15 protein-coding genes are annotated in these 15,713 nt (G+C 50.8%); 7 read left to right on the plus strand and 8 right to left on the minus strand.

Features of this window, described 5'->3' with window-relative positions; genetic code table 11:
• Positions 1-42: 42 nt before the first annotated feature.
• Together tsf and rpsB are read right to left on the minus strand one after the other, a co-directional pair.
• A complete protein-coding gene (gene tsf, locus CLR69_RS11060; RefSeq protein WP_010296401.1) occupies positions 43-894 on the minus strand; it encodes a translation elongation factor Ts in 852 nt (283 codons plus the stop codon).
• A 134-nt stretch (positions 895-1,028) separates the two neighbouring features.
• Positions 1,029-1,754, minus strand: coding sequence for a 30S ribosomal protein S2 (rpsB, locus tag CLR69_RS11065; protein WP_010284816.1), 726 nt, complete (start codon positions 1,752-1,754; stop codon positions 1,029-1,031).
• A gap of 344 nt (positions 1,755-2,098) precedes the next feature.
• Between rpsB and map the strand changes: the two genes are divergently transcribed.
• From map to CLR69_RS11085, 4 genes are all read left to right on the plus strand, one after another.
• Positions 2,099-2,893 carry a type I methionyl aminopeptidase gene (map, locus tag CLR69_RS11070; RefSeq protein ID WP_129703163.1) on the plus strand — a complete coding sequence of 265 codons (795 nt, stop codon included), beginning with the start codon at positions 2,099-2,101 and terminating at the stop codon, positions 2,891-2,893.
• A 143-nt stretch (positions 2,894-3,036) separates the two neighbouring features.
• Entirely contained in the window at positions 3,037-5,721 is a 2,685-nt protein-coding gene (gene glnD, locus CLR69_RS11075; RefSeq protein WP_242451640.1) for a bifunctional uridylyltransferase/uridylyl-removing protein GlnD, read from the plus strand.
• Between the two features lie 28 nt (positions 5,722-5,749).
• Positions 5,750-6,577 carry a 2,3,4,5-tetrahydropyridine-2,6-dicarboxylate N-succinyltransferase gene (dapD, locus tag CLR69_RS11080; protein WP_005975903.1) on the plus strand — a complete coding sequence of 276 codons (828 nt, stop codon included), beginning with the start codon at positions 5,750-5,752 and terminating at the stop codon, positions 6,575-6,577.
• Positions 6,578-6,846: 269 nt separating this feature from the next.
• Entirely contained in the window at positions 6,847-7,236 is a 390-nt protein-coding gene (locus CLR69_RS11085) for a DUF3461 family protein (RefSeq protein WP_010284811.1), read from the plus strand.
• Between the two features lie 106 nt (positions 7,237-7,342).
• On the opposite strand, the gene CLR69_RS11090 is transcribed toward CLR69_RS11085, so the two are convergent.
• The 4 genes from CLR69_RS11090 to syd form a co-directional block, all read right to left on the minus strand.
• Complete coding sequence (locus CLR69_RS11090) at positions 7,343-7,798, minus strand: flavodoxin (RefSeq protein WP_129703159.1); 456 nt, start codon at positions 7,796-7,798, stop codon at positions 7,343-7,345.
• 67 nt (positions 7,799-7,865) lie between these two features.
• Positions 7,866-8,651 carry a tRNA pseudouridine(65) synthase TruC gene (gene truC, locus CLR69_RS11095; RefSeq protein ID WP_129703157.1) on the minus strand — a complete coding sequence of 262 codons (786 nt, stop codon included), beginning with the start codon at positions 8,649-8,651 and terminating at the stop codon, positions 7,866-7,868.
• Positions 8,644-8,994, minus strand: a complete 351-nt coding sequence (locus tag CLR69_RS11100) for a YqcC family protein (RefSeq protein ID WP_129703155.1) — start codon at positions 8,992-8,994, stop codon at positions 8,644-8,646. Before CLR69_RS11100 ends, truC begins: the two co-directional genes overlap by 8 nt.
• Before the next feature lie 900 nt (positions 8,995-9,894).
• Positions 9,895-10,443 (minus strand): SecY-interacting protein, encoded by a 549-nt coding sequence (gene syd / locus CLR69_RS11105; RefSeq protein WP_129712865.1) that lies wholly within the window; start codon positions 10,441-10,443, stop codon positions 9,895-9,897.
• A gap of 70 nt (positions 10,444-10,513) precedes the next feature.
• On the opposite strand from syd, the gene queF reads away from it, so the two are divergent.
• The 3 genes from queF (at position 10,514) to xni (ending at position 14,047) form a co-directional block, all read left to right on the plus strand.
• Positions 10,514-11,362 (plus strand): NADPH-dependent 7-cyano-7-deazaguanine reductase QueF, encoded by an 849-nt coding sequence (gene queF / locus CLR69_RS11110; RefSeq protein ID WP_129712672.1) that lies wholly within the window; start codon positions 10,514-10,516, stop codon positions 11,360-11,362.
• A 457-nt stretch (positions 11,363-11,819) separates the two neighbouring features.
• Positions 11,820-13,184, plus strand: coding sequence for a nucleotide 5'-monophosphate nucleosidase PpnN (ppnN, locus tag CLR69_RS11115; RefSeq protein WP_107171152.1), 1,365 nt, complete (start codon positions 11,820-11,822; stop codon positions 13,182-13,184).
• A gap of 65 nt (positions 13,185-13,249) precedes the next feature.
• Complete coding sequence (xni, locus tag CLR69_RS11120) at positions 13,250-14,047, plus strand: flap endonuclease Xni (RefSeq protein ID WP_129712673.1); 798 nt, start codon at positions 13,250-13,252, stop codon at positions 14,045-14,047.
• 56 nt (positions 14,048-14,103) lie between these two features.
• Here the strand turns inward: xni and rlmM are convergent, their stop codons facing one another.
• Both rlmM and CLR69_RS11130 read right to left on the minus strand, forming a co-directional pair.
• The gene (rlmM, locus tag CLR69_RS11125; protein WP_129712674.1) at positions 14,104-15,204 is read right to left on the minus strand and encodes a 23S rRNA (cytidine(2498)-2'-O)-methyltransferase RlmM; all 1,101 of its coding nucleotides are present in this window, start codon (positions 15,202-15,204) and stop codon (positions 14,104-14,106) included.
• Positions 15,197-15,592 carry a DUF423 domain-containing protein gene (locus CLR69_RS11130; protein ID WP_129712675.1) on the minus strand — a complete coding sequence of 132 codons (396 nt, stop codon included), beginning with the start codon at positions 15,590-15,592 and terminating at the stop codon, positions 15,197-15,199. The genes rlmM and CLR69_RS11130 overlap by 8 nt, the downstream gene beginning before the upstream one ends.
• Positions 15,593-15,713 lie beyond the last annotated feature (121 nt).

Genomic DNA, 15,713 nt, shown 5'->3' on the forward strand with positions numbered 1-15,713 from the left:
TAGATAAAAAGGAACCGCCAACTGGCGGCTCTTTTTTTACTATTAAGACTGCTTACTCATTGCTGCAACTTCAGCAGCAAAGTCAGTCTCAACTTTCTCAATACCTTCACCTACTTCGAAGCGGATGAAGTTAGTCACGTCAGCATTATGCTCTTTCAGCAGTTGACCAACAGACTTAGCTGGATCCATAACGAAAGGCTGACCAGTCAGAGAAACTTCGCCGGTGAATTTCTTCATGCGGCCTTCAACCATTTTCTCTGCGATTTCTTTCGGCTTGCCAGACTGCATCGCGATTTCTAACTGAACCTGGTACTCTTTCTCTACCACTTCAGCAGACACGTCTTCTGGCTTAACGAATTCAGGCTTGCTTGCAGCAACGTGCATAGCTAGGTGTTTAACCAGCTCTTCGTCAGCACCTTTAGCGGCAACCAGAACACCAATGCGAGCACCGTGTTGGTAGTTACCCAGAACTTCGCCTTCCAGAGCAGAAACGCGGCGAATGTTGATGTTCTCACCGATTTTAGCAACCAGTGCAACACGCTCTTCTTCGAACTGTGCTTTCAGCACGTCAACATCAGTGATTTTGCCTGCAACCGCAGCGTCCAGCACTTTGTCAGCAAATGCCTGGAAACCACCATCTTTAGCAACGAAGTCAGTCTGGCAGTTAACTTCCAGAATCACAGCATAGTTACCGTCGATCTTAGTCTTGATTACGCCATCAGCAGCAACGTTGCCTGCTTTCTTCGCCGCTTTAATCGCGCCAGATTTACGCATGTTTTCAATTGCAAGCTCGATGTCGCCGTTAGCTTCAACCAGCGCTTTCTTACATTCCATCATGCCAGCAGCGGTACGCTCACGCAGCTCTTTTACCAGGGATGCGGTAATTTCAGCCATTCTAAAATCCTCGGAAGATTTGTCCTGCCCGGCCGTCACGACCAAACAGCTTTAAAAGTGAAAAAGGGGCCATAAAAAGGCCCCTAACCAAACTAGTACTACCTGGTTAATAAGGGCTCAACGAGCCAGACTTATTATTCAGCTTCTACTAAGCCTTCTTCTGCCTGCACAGCCAGATCTTGAGAACGGCCTTCGCGGACAGCAGTAGCAACAGCGCTCAGGTACAGGCTAACTGCACGGATTGCGTCATCGTTACCAGGGATGATGTAGTCAACGCCATCTGGATCGGAGTTGGTATCAACCACTGCGAATACCGGAATACCCAGGTTGTTAGCTTCTTTGATTGCGATGTGCTCGTGATCGGCGTCGATAACGAACAGCGCGTCTGGCAGACCGCCCATATCTTTGATACCGCCCAGGCTGTTTTCCAGCTTGTCCAGTTCACGAGTGCGCATCAGCGCCTCTTTTTTGGTCAGCTTGTCGAACGTGCCGTCTTGAGATTGGGTTTCCAGATCTTTCAAACGTTTGATGGACTGACGAACGGTTTTCCAGTTAGTCAGCATACCGCCCAACCAACGATGGTTCACGAAGAACTGATCGCAGTTGTTGGCTGCATCTTTTACCGCTTCGCTTGCTGCGCGCTTAGTACCAACGAACAGGATTTTGCCTTTGCGAGAAGCAATTTTGCTCAGCTCAGCCAGAGCGTCGTTGAACATTGGTACAGTTTTTTCAAGGTTGATGATGTGAACTTTGTTACGCGCACCGAAGATGAATGGCTTCATTTTCGGGTTCCAGTAACGGGTCTGGTGACCAAAGTGTACGCCAGCCTTGAGCATATCGCGCATGGAAACAGTTGCCATGATTACCTCTATTAATTAAGTATGGGGTTATGCCTCCACATGTCCCATTGCGCCGACCCCATCCGGTGAAACACCTCAGGAGCACCCCGGCGAACGTGCCGACATGTGTGTGTTATTTACACAAAGTGAGTTTAGTCGATGTGGTTAGATACCGTATAACCGATATCCAGCCGGATCATCGGCGCGCTTTATACCATAAATCTCCCCACGACACCAACTTTTGTTATTCTCCAATCCACTAATCCGAATGATAATTTGGCAAGCCAGCGGCAGGGCTGGTAACATAAGTTATTAGTTATCGCTCTTAATTTTCGTGCTTAACAGGCACCTGCGGACAATCATCAATGGCAATTTCAATCAAAACCTCTGAAGACATCGAAAAAATGCGCGTAGCTGGTCGTCTGGCTGCCGAAGTCCTGGAAATCATAGAACCCCATGTCGTACCGGGCGTGAGTACCGCCGAATTAGACAGAATCTGTCATGATCACATCACCAACAAGCAGCAGGCCATTTCTGCTTGTCTGGGCTACCACGGCTTCCCAAAATCCGTCTGCATCTCCATCAATGAAGTGGTGTGCCACGGGATTCCTAGCGACGAGCGTATTTTAAAAGATGGCGATATCGTCAACATCGACGTCACGGTGATCAAAGACGGCTTCCACGGCGATACGTCAAAAATGTTTATCGCAGGCAAACCAACCATTCTGGGCGAGCGCCTCTGCCGCATCACGCAGGAAAGCCTCTATCTGGCACTGAAAATGGTTAAGCCGGGTATCCGCCTGCGTACGCTGGGCAAGGCAATTCAACAGTTTGCGGAAGGGAATAACTTCTCCGTGGTGCGTGAGTATTGTGGTCACGGCATCGGTAAGGGCTTCCACGAAGAGCCACAGGTCCTGCACTACGATGCAGATGACGGCGGCGTGGTATTGCAGGCAGGTATGGCCTTTACGATCGAACCTATGCTTAATGCCGGAGATTTCCGCATTCGTACGATGAAAGACGGCTGGACGGTAAAAACCAAAGATCGTAGCTTGTCGGCACAGTACGAGCATACTATTGTGGTAACCGATAACGGCTGTGAAATAATGACGTTGCGAAAGGATGACACCATCCCCAACATCATCACGCATGAACAGTAAACACTAAGCCGGCAGATGCCGGCTTTTTTTATGGCGTGCAAAAAGCACGCCTCTCTTCGGGCCGTCGCAAGCGACGTTGAAAAACGCGCTCTGCGTTTTTTATGGGCTGCGCTATGACAGATAAACGCTTTTCGCCAGACAATATGCCACCTGACGTGTCCTCATCCGACAGCCTTGTAGATGGCACTGTAGCAGCACAGCCCCCCGCGTCACCGCTGACCTACGCTGATGACATGCTAAATTGTCAGACGTTGAAACAGCAGTTGGAGCTATTCCAGCTTTGGCTTGGTTCAGAATTCCGTTCCGGCGTCAGCGCAGAAAAGCTGATTGATGCCAGAACCTTGTTCATTGATCGCCTGTTACAACGACTGTGGTATTTCCACGGCTTTGAGAATATCGCTCAAACCTCTTTGGTCGCCGTAGGCGGATATGGCCGCGGCGAGCTACACCCGCTTTCCGATATCGACGTGCTGGTATTAAGCCAAACAGCGCTTAGTGAGGAACATTCCCAGCGCGTCGGCCAATTCATTACCCTGCTGTGGGATTTAAAACTGGAAGTCGGCCATAGCGTCAGAACGCTGGAAGAGTGCTTACAGGAAGGGCGTGCAGATATTTCCGTCGCGACTAATCTGATCGAATCGCGCATGATATGTGGCGATGTTGCACTGTTTCTCACGCTGCAAAAACACGTATTCAGTGATGAATTTTGGCCGTCATCCACGTTTTTTCCGGCAAAAATCGCCGAACAGCAGGAGCGTCATCAACGCTATCACAGCACCAGTTACAATCTTGAGCCTGATATCAAGAGTAGTCCGGGTGGGTTACGCGACATTCACACGCTGCTGTGGGTCGCAAGACGCCACTTCGGCGCGACCTCGCTCAACGAGATGGTCGGTTTCGGCTTTCTGACAGAAGCTGAACGTAAAGAACTTAACGAATGCCAAAGCTTTTTGTGGCGCATCCGCTTCGCCCTGCACCTGATCCTGCCGCGTTACGATAACCGTCTGCTTTTCGACAGGCAGCTTAACGTCGCGCAGCTGTTGCAATATCAGGGTGAAGGCAATACCCCAGTAGAGCGCATGATGAAGGATTTCTACCGCATGACGCGTCGCGTCAGCGAGTTGAACCAGATGCTATTACAGCTCTTTGACGAAGCCATTCTGGCGCTGGATGCCAGTGAAAAACCCCGCCCGCTTGACGATGAATTCCAGCTACGCGGCAATCTGGTAGACCTGCGTGATGAAAACCTGTTTATCAAAAAGCCGGAAGCCATCATGCGTATGTTCTACCTGATGGTGCGTAACCGTGACATCAGTGGCATCTACTCAACCACATTGCGCCAACTGCGCCATGCGCGTCGTCATCTTGCCAGCCCGCTTTGCACCATCCCAGAAGCGCGTCAGCTGTTCATGAATATTCTGCGCCATCCGCATGCGGTAAGCCGTGCGCTATTGCCGATGCATCGCCATAGCGTGCTGTGGGCGTATATGCCGCTGTGGGGCAATATCGTCGGCCAGATGCAGTTCGATCTGTTTCACGCCTATACCGTGGATGAACACACGATCCGCGTTCTACTCAAGCTGGAAAGCTTCGCCGACGAGGATACGCGACCACAGCATCCGCTGTGCGTAGAGCTCTACCCTCGCCTGCCCCAGCCCGAATTATTGCTGCTAGCGGCGCTGTTCCACGATATCGCCAAAGGCCGTGGAGGCGATCACTCTGAACTGGGCGCGCAAGATGTACTGGAGTTTGCCGCGCTGCACGGACTGAACTCACGCGAAGCTCAATTGGTTTCCTGGCTGGTGCGTTGCCATCTGCTGATGTCCGTCACTGCGCAACGTCGCGACATTCAGGATCCCACGGTTATTCAGCAATTTGCTACGGAAGTGCAAAGCGAAACCCGCTTACGCTATCTGGTCAGCCTGACAGTTGCGGATATCTGCGCCACCAATGAAACGCTGTGGAACAGTTGGAAGCAGAGCCTGTTGCGTGAACTCTATTTTGCTACCGAGAAACAGCTGCGCCGTGGCATGCAAAACACGCCAGATTTACGTGAACGCGTCCGACACCACCGCTTGCAGGCACTGGCGCTGCTGCGCATGGATAACATTGACGAAGAAGCGCTGCACAACATCTGGAGCCGCTGTCGTGCTGATTATTTCCTGCGCCACTCGCCAAATCAGCTTGCCTGGCATGCGCGCCATCTACTGGAGCATGATACTAACAAGCCGCTGGTGCTGATTAGCCATCAGGCAAGCCGTGGCGGTACAGAGATCTTTATCTGGAGCCCGGACAGACCTTATCTTTTCGCGGCCGTCGCTGGTGAGCTAGATAGGCGCAATCTTAGCGTGCACGACGCGCAGATTTTTACCAGCCGCGACGGCATGGCGATGGATACCTTTATTGTGCTGGAACCAGACGGTAGCCCGCTGGCACAGGATCGGCATGAAATGATACGTCATGCGCTGGAACAGTCGCTGACCCACCGACACTACCAGCATCCGCGCGTACGACGGCCATCACCCAAACTGCGTCATTTCAGTGTGCCAACCGAAGTCAACTTCCTGCCGACGCATACGGACAGACGCAGCTATATGGAGCTCAGTGCTCTCGACCAACCGGGGCTGCTGGCACGAATCGGTGAGATTTTTGCCGATCTCAATCTGTCACTGCACGGTGCGCGAATTTCCACGATCGGCGAGCGAGTAGAAGATCTTTTCATTCTGGCCGATAGCGACAGGCGGGCATTGAAGCCGGAATTGCGTCTTAAATTGCAAGAACGGTTGACAGAAGCCCTTAACCCAAACGATAAAGTACCATTGAGTTAATTTTTACAATCAGGAAAGAGAAATCAGGATGCACCAACAATTACAGAACATCATTGAGACGGCTTTCGAGCGCCGCGCAGAAATCACTCCGGCAAACGCAGACACCGTCACGCGTGAAGCCGTTAATCAGGCGATTAGCCTGCTGGATAGCGGCGCCCTGCGCGTTGCAGAAAAAATCGACGGCCAGTGGGTTACCCATCAGTGGCTGAAGAAAGCCGTGCTGCTCTCTTTCCGTATTAACGATAACCACCTTATCGAAGGCGGAGAAACTCGCTTTTTCGACAAAGTACCAATGAAATTCGCTGACTATGATGAAGCGCGTTTCCAGCGTGAAGGCGTTCGCGTTGCACCGCCAGCCAGCGTACGTCGCGGTGCCTATATCGCACGTAATACCGTGCTGATGCCGTCTTACGTCAACATCGGCGCTTACGTCGATGAAGGCACGATGGTAGATACGTGGGTAACCGTAGGTTCCTGCGCCCAAATCGGTAAAAACGTTCACCTGTCCGGCGGCGTCGGCATCGGTGGTGTTCTGGAGCCGTTACAGGCTAACCCAACCATCATCGAAGATAACTGCTTCATCGGTGCACGCTCCGAAGTGGTAGAAGGCGTTGTCGTTGAAGAAGGTTCTGTTATCTCTATGGGCGTGTTCATCAGCCAGAGCACCCGTATTTACGATCGTGAAACCGGTGAAATTCACTATGGCCGCGTTCCTGCGGGTTCCGTCGTGGTTTCCGGCAACCTGCCGTCCAAAGATGGTAGCCACAGCATGTACTGTGCCATCATTGTGAAGAAAGTGGATGCGAAAACCCGCGGCAAAGTGGGCATCAATGAGCTATTACGCTCCATCGACTAAACTAGAAACGGCGGGTTAATCACCCGCCGTTTCTTTATGTTCGAACGATAAGTTATTTATATGCCCCTAAATACTTCGGTATAGCGGGTATAAACAGCGTAGGTTCTCGCTGGCATGATAATCAGGACTATTCGGCCAAAGGCAGATTTGAACGCTGCTTGCAGCGGCCCCAACGGGGCAAGGCCCATGCAAGTTGGCCAAGTATCGCAGCCAACGCACATGCAACGTGAAGTATGACGGATATATCTAAAAACCGAGAAGGTGACGCTATGTATGACAATCTAAAAAGCCTGGGCATTACCAATCCCGATGATATCGATCGCTATAGCCTGCGTCAGGAAGCGAATAACGACATCCTGAAGATCTATTTCCGTAAGGATAAAGGCGAGTTTTTTGCTAAAAGCGTGAAGTTCAAATATCCACGCCAGCGCAAGACCATCGTGGCAGACAACAGCGGGCAGGGCTATAAAGAGATCAACGAGATCAGCCCAAATCTGCGCTATGTGATTGATGAATTAGACAAGATCTGCCAGCAGGAACAGGTTGAAGTCGATCTGAAACGCAAAATCCTCGACGATCTGCGTCATCTGGAAAGCGTCGTTTCCAACAAAATTACCGAAATCGAAGCGGATTTAGAGAAGTTGACCAAAAATCGCTAAGTGCGATCTCGTATCTAAGCATCATCGTCGCTAAAACACACAGTGATGATGAGAAGCAACAAAAACGGGAGCGTTACAAGCTCCCGTTTCTTATCTCAGCACCATATCACTGTGCATCAATCAAATCGGCCCATTCTTCAACCCACGGGCATGAAATGACTTCAGGCTCAGGATTTTCGACCGCATCAATATCCAAAATGTCGCCCAGACGCGTAGCACCGATTTCCTGCAACAGCGCATCGAACAGATGGCCGCCCGCGCAGAAATTCGGATAGCTGCTGTCACCTAGCGCAATGACGCCATAGCGCAACGTGGGCTGATAGCCGCCTTTTTCACGCAGCGCTGCATAAAGCGGAACGATAGAATCAGGCAGTTGGCCTTGTCCCGTCGTTGACGTTACAACTAAAACGGCATGCTCACGATAATCCAACCAGGACTCCAGCGTCGCATCCTCAAAGACCTTAACTTCGTGACCACGATCCTTAAGAATATTTTCGGCTTCTTCGGCCACCAGCAATGCATTCCCGTAGACCGTACCAACAAAAATACCAATCTGCGCCATGCGTCTGACTCCCTTTTGAATTCGATGTGTTTGATATAAAAGCTATACAAAGGCAATACGACAGATATTACCCGATGAGATGCCCGCTATCCTGACCCGAGTCGGCGGGAAACTCAACCCCTTCAAAATCAGGGAGAATACCCTGCCAGCAGAACTGTCTCATCACCCCCTGCCATGGTGCATCCCAACGTGCCTGCAACGTCAATGGCAGCCCACTCACAGGATGATTCAGTTGCAACTCGCTGGCATGCAGCATGAGTCTGCCGCAGGAGAAATGCGTCTCCATGCCACGGTTGTGTCGCAGGTCACCGTGCGCGGTATCGCCGATAATCGGATGGTGGAGATGTGACATATGGCGGCGAAGCTGATGTTTACGCCCGGTCTGCGGTTTCAACTCCATCAAACTGTAGCGTGCTGTTGGGTAACGGCCGATGGCAACCGGCATCTCAGCCTGTGCTAAAGAGCGGTAATGCGTGACGGCAGGCTGCGGCGCTTTATCAGGATTAGTAAACTTATCGGCAATCTTGTCCAGCTCTTCGGTGAGCGCATAGTCGATCACACCATCATCCAGCACATAGCCGCGCACAACGGCATGGTACGTTTTCTGCATCTGATGTGATTCAAACTGCTGGGATAGTGCTCGCGCCACCTCACTGGACAACGCTAACAGTAAAACGCCAGATGTCGGCCTATCGAGGCGATGAACGGTATATACGTGCTGACCAACCTGATCGCGCACTGTCTGCATCACCACGACCTTCTCTTTGCGATCCAGCCAACTACGATGTACCAGCCAGCCACTCGGTTTATTGACGGCAACCAGATGCTCATCCTGATAAATAATCTCAAGCATCGTGCACTGCGCCATCCTGTACATCGGGGTTGAACAGCTCATCAAGCTGCTTGATACGCAACAAAACCGCCGCAGTCTGTTCCGGTGTGCCTTCCAGCGCGTCTTCAAAATAGGGGAGCAGAGCCAGCTCGGCAGGCAGCGCTAAATCGCTATCCAACAAAGCGTGCATGCGCGGCAAGAAGACCCATTGCAACCACTCTTCGGGACGCATGGTATCGAGGCTAAAAGGCTCAGTACTGTTAAACGCTTCTTCTTCCGGTGGAACAACCTGCCAAAAAGGGCTTTCCCTCAATGCGCGCTCAATATCGAATAATGACTGGCGAATCTGATTCTCTCTGCTCATGTGGTTTCTCGCACTTGAAGCCAACAGTAATGGCGGCAAAGCATAGCATTGATATCAGCCTGACCCAATCCGTGCATTTTCCTGGATGGTATGTGTGCAAGCGTGGCTGGCAAGCAGGGCAAGCGTGACTGATAGTCATTTTTACATTGAATGTCATCACTGCGTTTTCCACGTCAAACTTCAGCGGTCACTCTGGTATAACGTTTTTTGCGCATTTTCTCTTCATAGCATGGGTGCTACATCAATGCGCCTGGGGAGGGGGAACTTGTCAGATAGGCAAAAAGTTGGGGGTACTGATTGCTCAGTACCCCCGGTTCGTTTTATAGCTATCCCGCTACACATTTGCATCCCTGCTCATCCATGAAAACTTTTCCTTTTCGGTCATCCTGACCCACAATCCTTGCTGGCGTCCCACTTTCGTCCTGACGTTTCCATCCTGTATCTTCCGTGATTCAATCCCTTTAGGCTCCTGCCCCACCGACATTCCTAATCGGCTCTCGGTCTCCTTCCTGGAGGTGTCCCTGATTTCATCCTGAAACCGTGTTTCTTCCTGAAAATCGCGCTTCTTCCTGAAACTACTGTTCCTTCCTGAAACAATGTCTCTTCCTGAAAACACTCCGAGTACAGTAACGTTATCTTGTTACCGACAGTCACCGTTACACACACTGTAACCGGTTACTAATTTAAGTAATAAGATGTATTAATTGTCAGCTTTCGGCAAGGGGTAAGTGACAATGTTTCTCAACCGCCCTTACGAGACACTGTAAATTACTGACTCAAACAAATGATTTATAACAAAAAAATAAAAATGAAACCTATTTTCAACATTAAAGATAAGATATTTCTTACAGCAAATGTAAGAGATCTCTCACAAAGCCGAAAGTGAAATTCGATTAACCATTAGAGCGCTAACGGGTTAAGTCCTGAAAGAAAGGCCGCCAGCGTCGGCGCTAAGCACTGACGTCTCTTCGTTCCGAATTCTTCAAGGACGATCTCCCCAGAAACATTACACAACGATACCATTGTCATCTCAGAATCGGTCGTCGCTAAAAACAGCGTCGGTGTAAGCTTAAGGCGCTTCTGCGTTAACAAATGGCCAATCAGGTTTTCCTGCATGCGGGTAAAGTCCTCTTCACTCCACACCTGCAACAGTTGGCAAGATAGTGAATCAAACTGCGCCGCCATATCACCAGCATACTGCGCGGTGTAGAAAGCGTGAACATCAGGATGTAAGCAGATTTCCAGTGCGCGTTCCACACCATCCAATGCGGCTGAAGGGGCAAAAGGCTGTGGCGACCAGTAAACCGTATCCTCATGATTTTCGACAATACACGGGGAAGGTATACCGTAAAGGGCTTCACTGGCAGGCAAATGCCCCTTTTCCTGCTGCCAACAGGCAACATAGCGCTGGGTGAACGCCGCCAGTGCAGAAACAACCTCATGCTCCATAATTTTTCTCATCACTCTTCTAGTAAGGTTACACTATTCGCCATCACGCTTATCACATCAAGGTAACAGCATGTCCGTTTATGACAAGCATCAGGCCCTAAGCGGGCTAACACTGGGCAAACCCACGCCCTACCACGATCGCTATGATGCAGATCTTCTGCAACCCGTTCCACGTAGCCTAAACCGCGATCCACTCGGTATCTATCCTGATAACTTGCCTTTTCATGGCGCAGATATCTGGACGCTCTATGAGCTTTCCTGGCTAAACAACCGCGGTGTGCCTCAGGTGGCGGTTGGTGAAATGCACCTTAATGCCGAAAGCCTGAATCTGATTGAGTCAAAAAGTTTTAAGCTGTATCTGAACAGCTTTAATCAGACGACATTCGACAGTTGGGAAAGCGTACGCACAACGTTAGCCAACGATCTGGCGCGCTGCGCACAGGGAGACGTCAGCGTCACGCTTTTCAAACTCAGCGAGCTTGAAGGTCAACCGATAGCCGCATTCACGGGCGAGTGCATCGACGATCAAGACATCCAGATCGACAGTTACGACTTCAACGCCGACTATCTGGCAACAAACGAACAGGATGCGACTATCGTTGAAGAAACACTGGTCAGCCACCTGCTGAAATCCAACTGTTTGATCACCCATCAGCCCGACTGGGGCTCCGTACAGATCCACTATCGCGGTAAGCGCATTAATCGCGAAGCACTGCTGCGCTACATTGTTTCGTTTCGTCATCATAACGAATTTCACGAACAGTGTGTGGAACGAATTTTTAACGACCTCATGTACTATTACCAGCCGGAAAAACTTAGCGTTTATGCGCGTTACACCCGACGCGGTGGGCTGGATATCAACCCGTGGCGCAGTAACACTCCGTTTAACGCACCAACTGGCCGTCTGCCACGCCAGTAACCGACTGATAAGCCGCGCGCTTGCGCGCAAAGATACCCTAAATAATTCGAATTTCAGGACAAAACGTTAGCGTTTTAAACAACGCAAAGCATTGGCACGTTGGGGCTAGGTACACGCAAGTGTGCTGAGTCGTGAAGCCAACGTGCATGCAACTTAAAGTATGACGGGTATATGCGTAGCGTCACGCAAGTTAGGCGATAGACTGGCGTCAACATTGGAAAAAATGATGGCAGCGCGTTAAGGTGGTATGCCAGACAACAAAAGATCCACAACGTCTGAACGGTGCTCAAGTAGGTTTTATTTAAGCCAGCGGCATTTAACCCATACGCGTTCCGCATAACGGCTTAAATGAATGACATTCGTGCCATGTTGCTGAAACGTCGAGCGTGTAACAACGGAACGTGCTCGCAATCGCCAGCATGGCATCGCGAATTATATTGCGTTTCAAGGAGCAAAATTGATTACACATATCAGCCCATTGGGATCGATGGATTTGTTATCGCAGTTGGAAGTCGACATGCTGAAAAGCACGGCCAGCAGCGATCTCTACCGTTTGTTTCGCAACTGTTCCCTCGCCGTACTGAATTCCGGTAGCCAGACAGATAACAGTAAAGAGCTACTGTCTCGTTATGAAGACTTTGATATCAACGTGCTGCGCCGTGAACGCGGCGTCAAACTGGAACTGGTGAACCCGCCGGAAGACGCCTTCGTTGATGGCAACATCATTCGAGCCTTGCAAGCTAACCTGTTCGCCGTTTTGCGCGATATTCTTTTCGTCAACGGCCAAATCGCCAGCGCAGGTCGCTATCAAAACCTGAATCTGGAAAATTCTGCTCACATCACCAATCTGGTGTTTTCTATCCTGCGTAATGCCAAGGCGCTCCACGTCGGGGAAGAACCGAATATGGTGGTCTGTTGGGGTGGTCACTCGATTAATGAAATCGAATACCTGTATGCCCGCAAAGTGGGCAGCCAGCTTGGCCTGCGTGAACTGAATATCTGCACGGGCTGTGGTCCGGGCGCGATGGAAGCACCAATGAAAGGTGCCGCCGTCGGCCATGCACAGCAGCGCTACAAAGAGGGGCGTTTCATCGGTATGACCGAACCGTCCATCATTGCCGCCGAGCCGCCGAACCCACTGGTCAATGAACTGATCATCATGCCGGATATCGAAAAGCGTCTGGAAGCCTTCGTCCGTATCGGGCATGGCATCATTATTTTCCCCGGCGGGGTTGGAACGGCAGAAGAGTTCCTCTATCTGCTGGGCATCATGATGAACCCAGAAAATAGCGAACAGGTGTTACCGATTATCCTGACTGGACCGGAAGAAAGCGCAGACTATTTCCGCGTGCTGGACGAATTTATTGTTGGCACATTGGGTCGTCAGGCTCGTCGCTACTATTCGATCATCATTAATGACGCCGCGGAAGTTGCACGTCAGATGAAGAAAGCAATGCCACTGGTGAAAGAGAGCCGCCGCCACACTGGCGATGCCTATAGCTTTAACTGGTCACTGCGCATCGCACCGGATCTGCAACTCCCCTTCGAGCCGAGCCACGAGAATATGGCCGACCTTAACCTGCATCCGAATCAGCCAGCTGAAGAGCTTGCTGCCGCACTGCGTCGGGCATTCTCCGGCATCGTGGCTGGTAATGTGAAGGAAGTCGGTATTCAGGCTATAGAGCAACGTGGGCCATACAAAATTCATGGTGACCCGCAGATGATGAAAAGCATGGATACGCTGTTACAGGGCTTTGTCGCACAGCAGCGCATGAAGCTGCCCGGCAGCGCCTATATTCCGTGCTACGAAATCTGCTCATAACTGCTCACTTAACCAACACCTACGTGGGGAAGCCCGACTTCCCCCCTTCTTTCAGGAATGATGCGATGCCCGTCCATTTGCTGATTGTCGACGCGCTCAATCTGATTCGTCGCATTCATGCGGTACAAGGTTCGCCCTGTATAACGGCATGCCAACATGCGTTGCATCAGCTTATACAGCACAGCCAACCTACGCACGCGGTTGCCGTCTTTGATCATGAAGAACTTGATGATGAAGATCGCAACACCAGTTGGCGTCATCAACTCCTGCCTGACTACAAGGCGGGACGTACGCCAATGCCGGATAATCTGAAACAGGAACTCCCACAGATTAAAACAGCATTTGCCACAGTTGGCGTAGAAAGCTGGCATAGCCCCGGTAATGAAGCCGACGATCTGGCTGCCACGCTCGCTACCAAGCTGTCCTCTGCGGGTCATCAGGCGACAATTGTGTCGACCGACAAAGGGTACTGCCAGTTATTGGCACCACATATTCAGATCCGGGATTACTTTCAGAAGCGCTGGTTGGATCTGCCGTTTATCGAACAGGAATTTGGTGTCTCACCGCAACAGTTGACTGACTACTGGGGGCTGGCAGGGATTAGCAGCAGCAAAATTCCGGGCGTCGCGGGTATTGGCCCTAAAAGTGCCGCACAGCTGTTGCAACAGGCAGGAAGTCTGGACGCGTTGTACCAGCAATTAGATGCCGTGCCAGAGAAGTGGCGTAAAAAGTTGGAACAGCATAAAGAAATGGCGCTGATCAGTCGTCAGGTTGCCACACTGCGAACCGATTTAACGCTTAATGGCAATCTGCAACAATTGAGGCTACCCGTGCAGAGCAGCGTTCAGCCCCATCCTAACTAGCAGCAGGATTAATACAGATGCGTACCTGAATGACTCCAGATACGCATCTGCAAGTACTATCGCTCGTCGCGTCGGCCAGGCACCGCACTCCAGAAACGACGCACATGCACAGTGACTTCTTCACGGTCATGATACAAATGCTTGGCATGTACTTCGGCATTAATACCATTCTCACTCAGGCGTTCACGCAGTCGTTCCAGATTCTGTGACACTTCTTCATAGCGCTTCTTCATCGGCAACTTCAGGTTGAATATCGTTTCACGACACCAGCCCTTAATCAGCCAATCACTCATCAGGCTTGTGACTTTAGCGGGTTTTTCTACCATGTCGCACACCAGCCAATACACATTATTGCGCGGTGGTTCGAAACGGAAACCATCCGCTTGATGGTGCATCACCTGCCCAGTTTCCATCAAGCTCGGTGCCATTGGTCCGTTGTCTACCGCATAAACCATCATGCTGCGCTTGACCAACTGATAGGTCCAGCCGCCGGGGCAAGCGCCTAAATCCACCGCGTACATCCCGCTGCCCAGACGCTCATCCCACTCATCCGCAGGAACAAAAACGTGAAATGCTTCTTCAAGTTTCAGCGTCGAACGGCTTGGCGCATCAGAAGGGAACTTAAGGCGTGGGATCCCCATATAAAACGGTGAGTTGTTATTGCTATAAGAGTAACCGACATAGCAGCAGCCAGGCGCAATGAACAACACATGAAGCACGGGTCGATCCGCTTTTTCATAACCCAGTAGAATTTTGTGTTCACGCAACGCCGCACGTAGCGGTACGGTGAACTTGCGGCAGAACTTCATCAACTCTTTGCTTTCATTAGTGTCAGGAACTTCAACACGCAGTTCCCCAGCCCGTTCAATCGCTCCGGTCAACATACCAACAATCGGCGTGATGCGGTCTTCCGGTGGTAGATCTCGCAACAGTTCGCCGCAGACAAACATCTGACGGGCAAAAATCAGCTCATGAAACGGCAGCGTTTTTACCAGACGCTCGGCATCTTCATGCTGGTAGCATTCAAACACGACGTAACCACTGTTTTCTTTTACCCGTGCGAAACCGAAGGCATTGTGCTGCGTGGCTTTTTCCGTTATTTCCGCCGCACACTCTTTCTCAAAACCAGGGCGGCAATACAAAATGACTTTATTCATGGCGTTCAGCCTTTCTCTTCAGACGCAGTGCGCCAATCAACATTAATACCCATCCCACCAGAAAACAGGCTCCGCCAATCGGCGTCACATAAACCCACAGTTTCAGGTGAGAAAGCGCCAGACAGTACAAACTTCCGCTGAAGAGTACCGTTCCCAACGCCAGAAAAACGCTGCTCCAGTAAAACCACAGATTGGCTCGCTGTTGCATCGCAACCGCCAGCGCCAGAATCGCTAGCGTGTGAAATGCTTGATACTCGAGGCCAGTTTTCAACCAGCCCAATTCCGTTGCACCCAGCGTTTTACTGAGAACGTGGGAACCAAACGCGCCTAGCGCGACAAAAGTAAAGCCACTAATAGCAGCAAATACCAACATGAAACGACTATTCATCGTTATTACCTATAAACGTAGTTATCTATCATCGTAGTTATCTATCATCGTAGTTATCTATCATCGAAGTTATCTACGTGAGTTATTCGGTCAATCACCTTCGACAATCAACGATTGCAAC

The sequence above is a fragment of the Pectobacterium zantedeschiae genome, from assembly GCF_004137795.1.
GTDB lineage: Bacteria > Pseudomonadota > Gammaproteobacteria > Enterobacterales > Enterobacteriaceae > Pectobacterium > Pectobacterium zantedeschiae.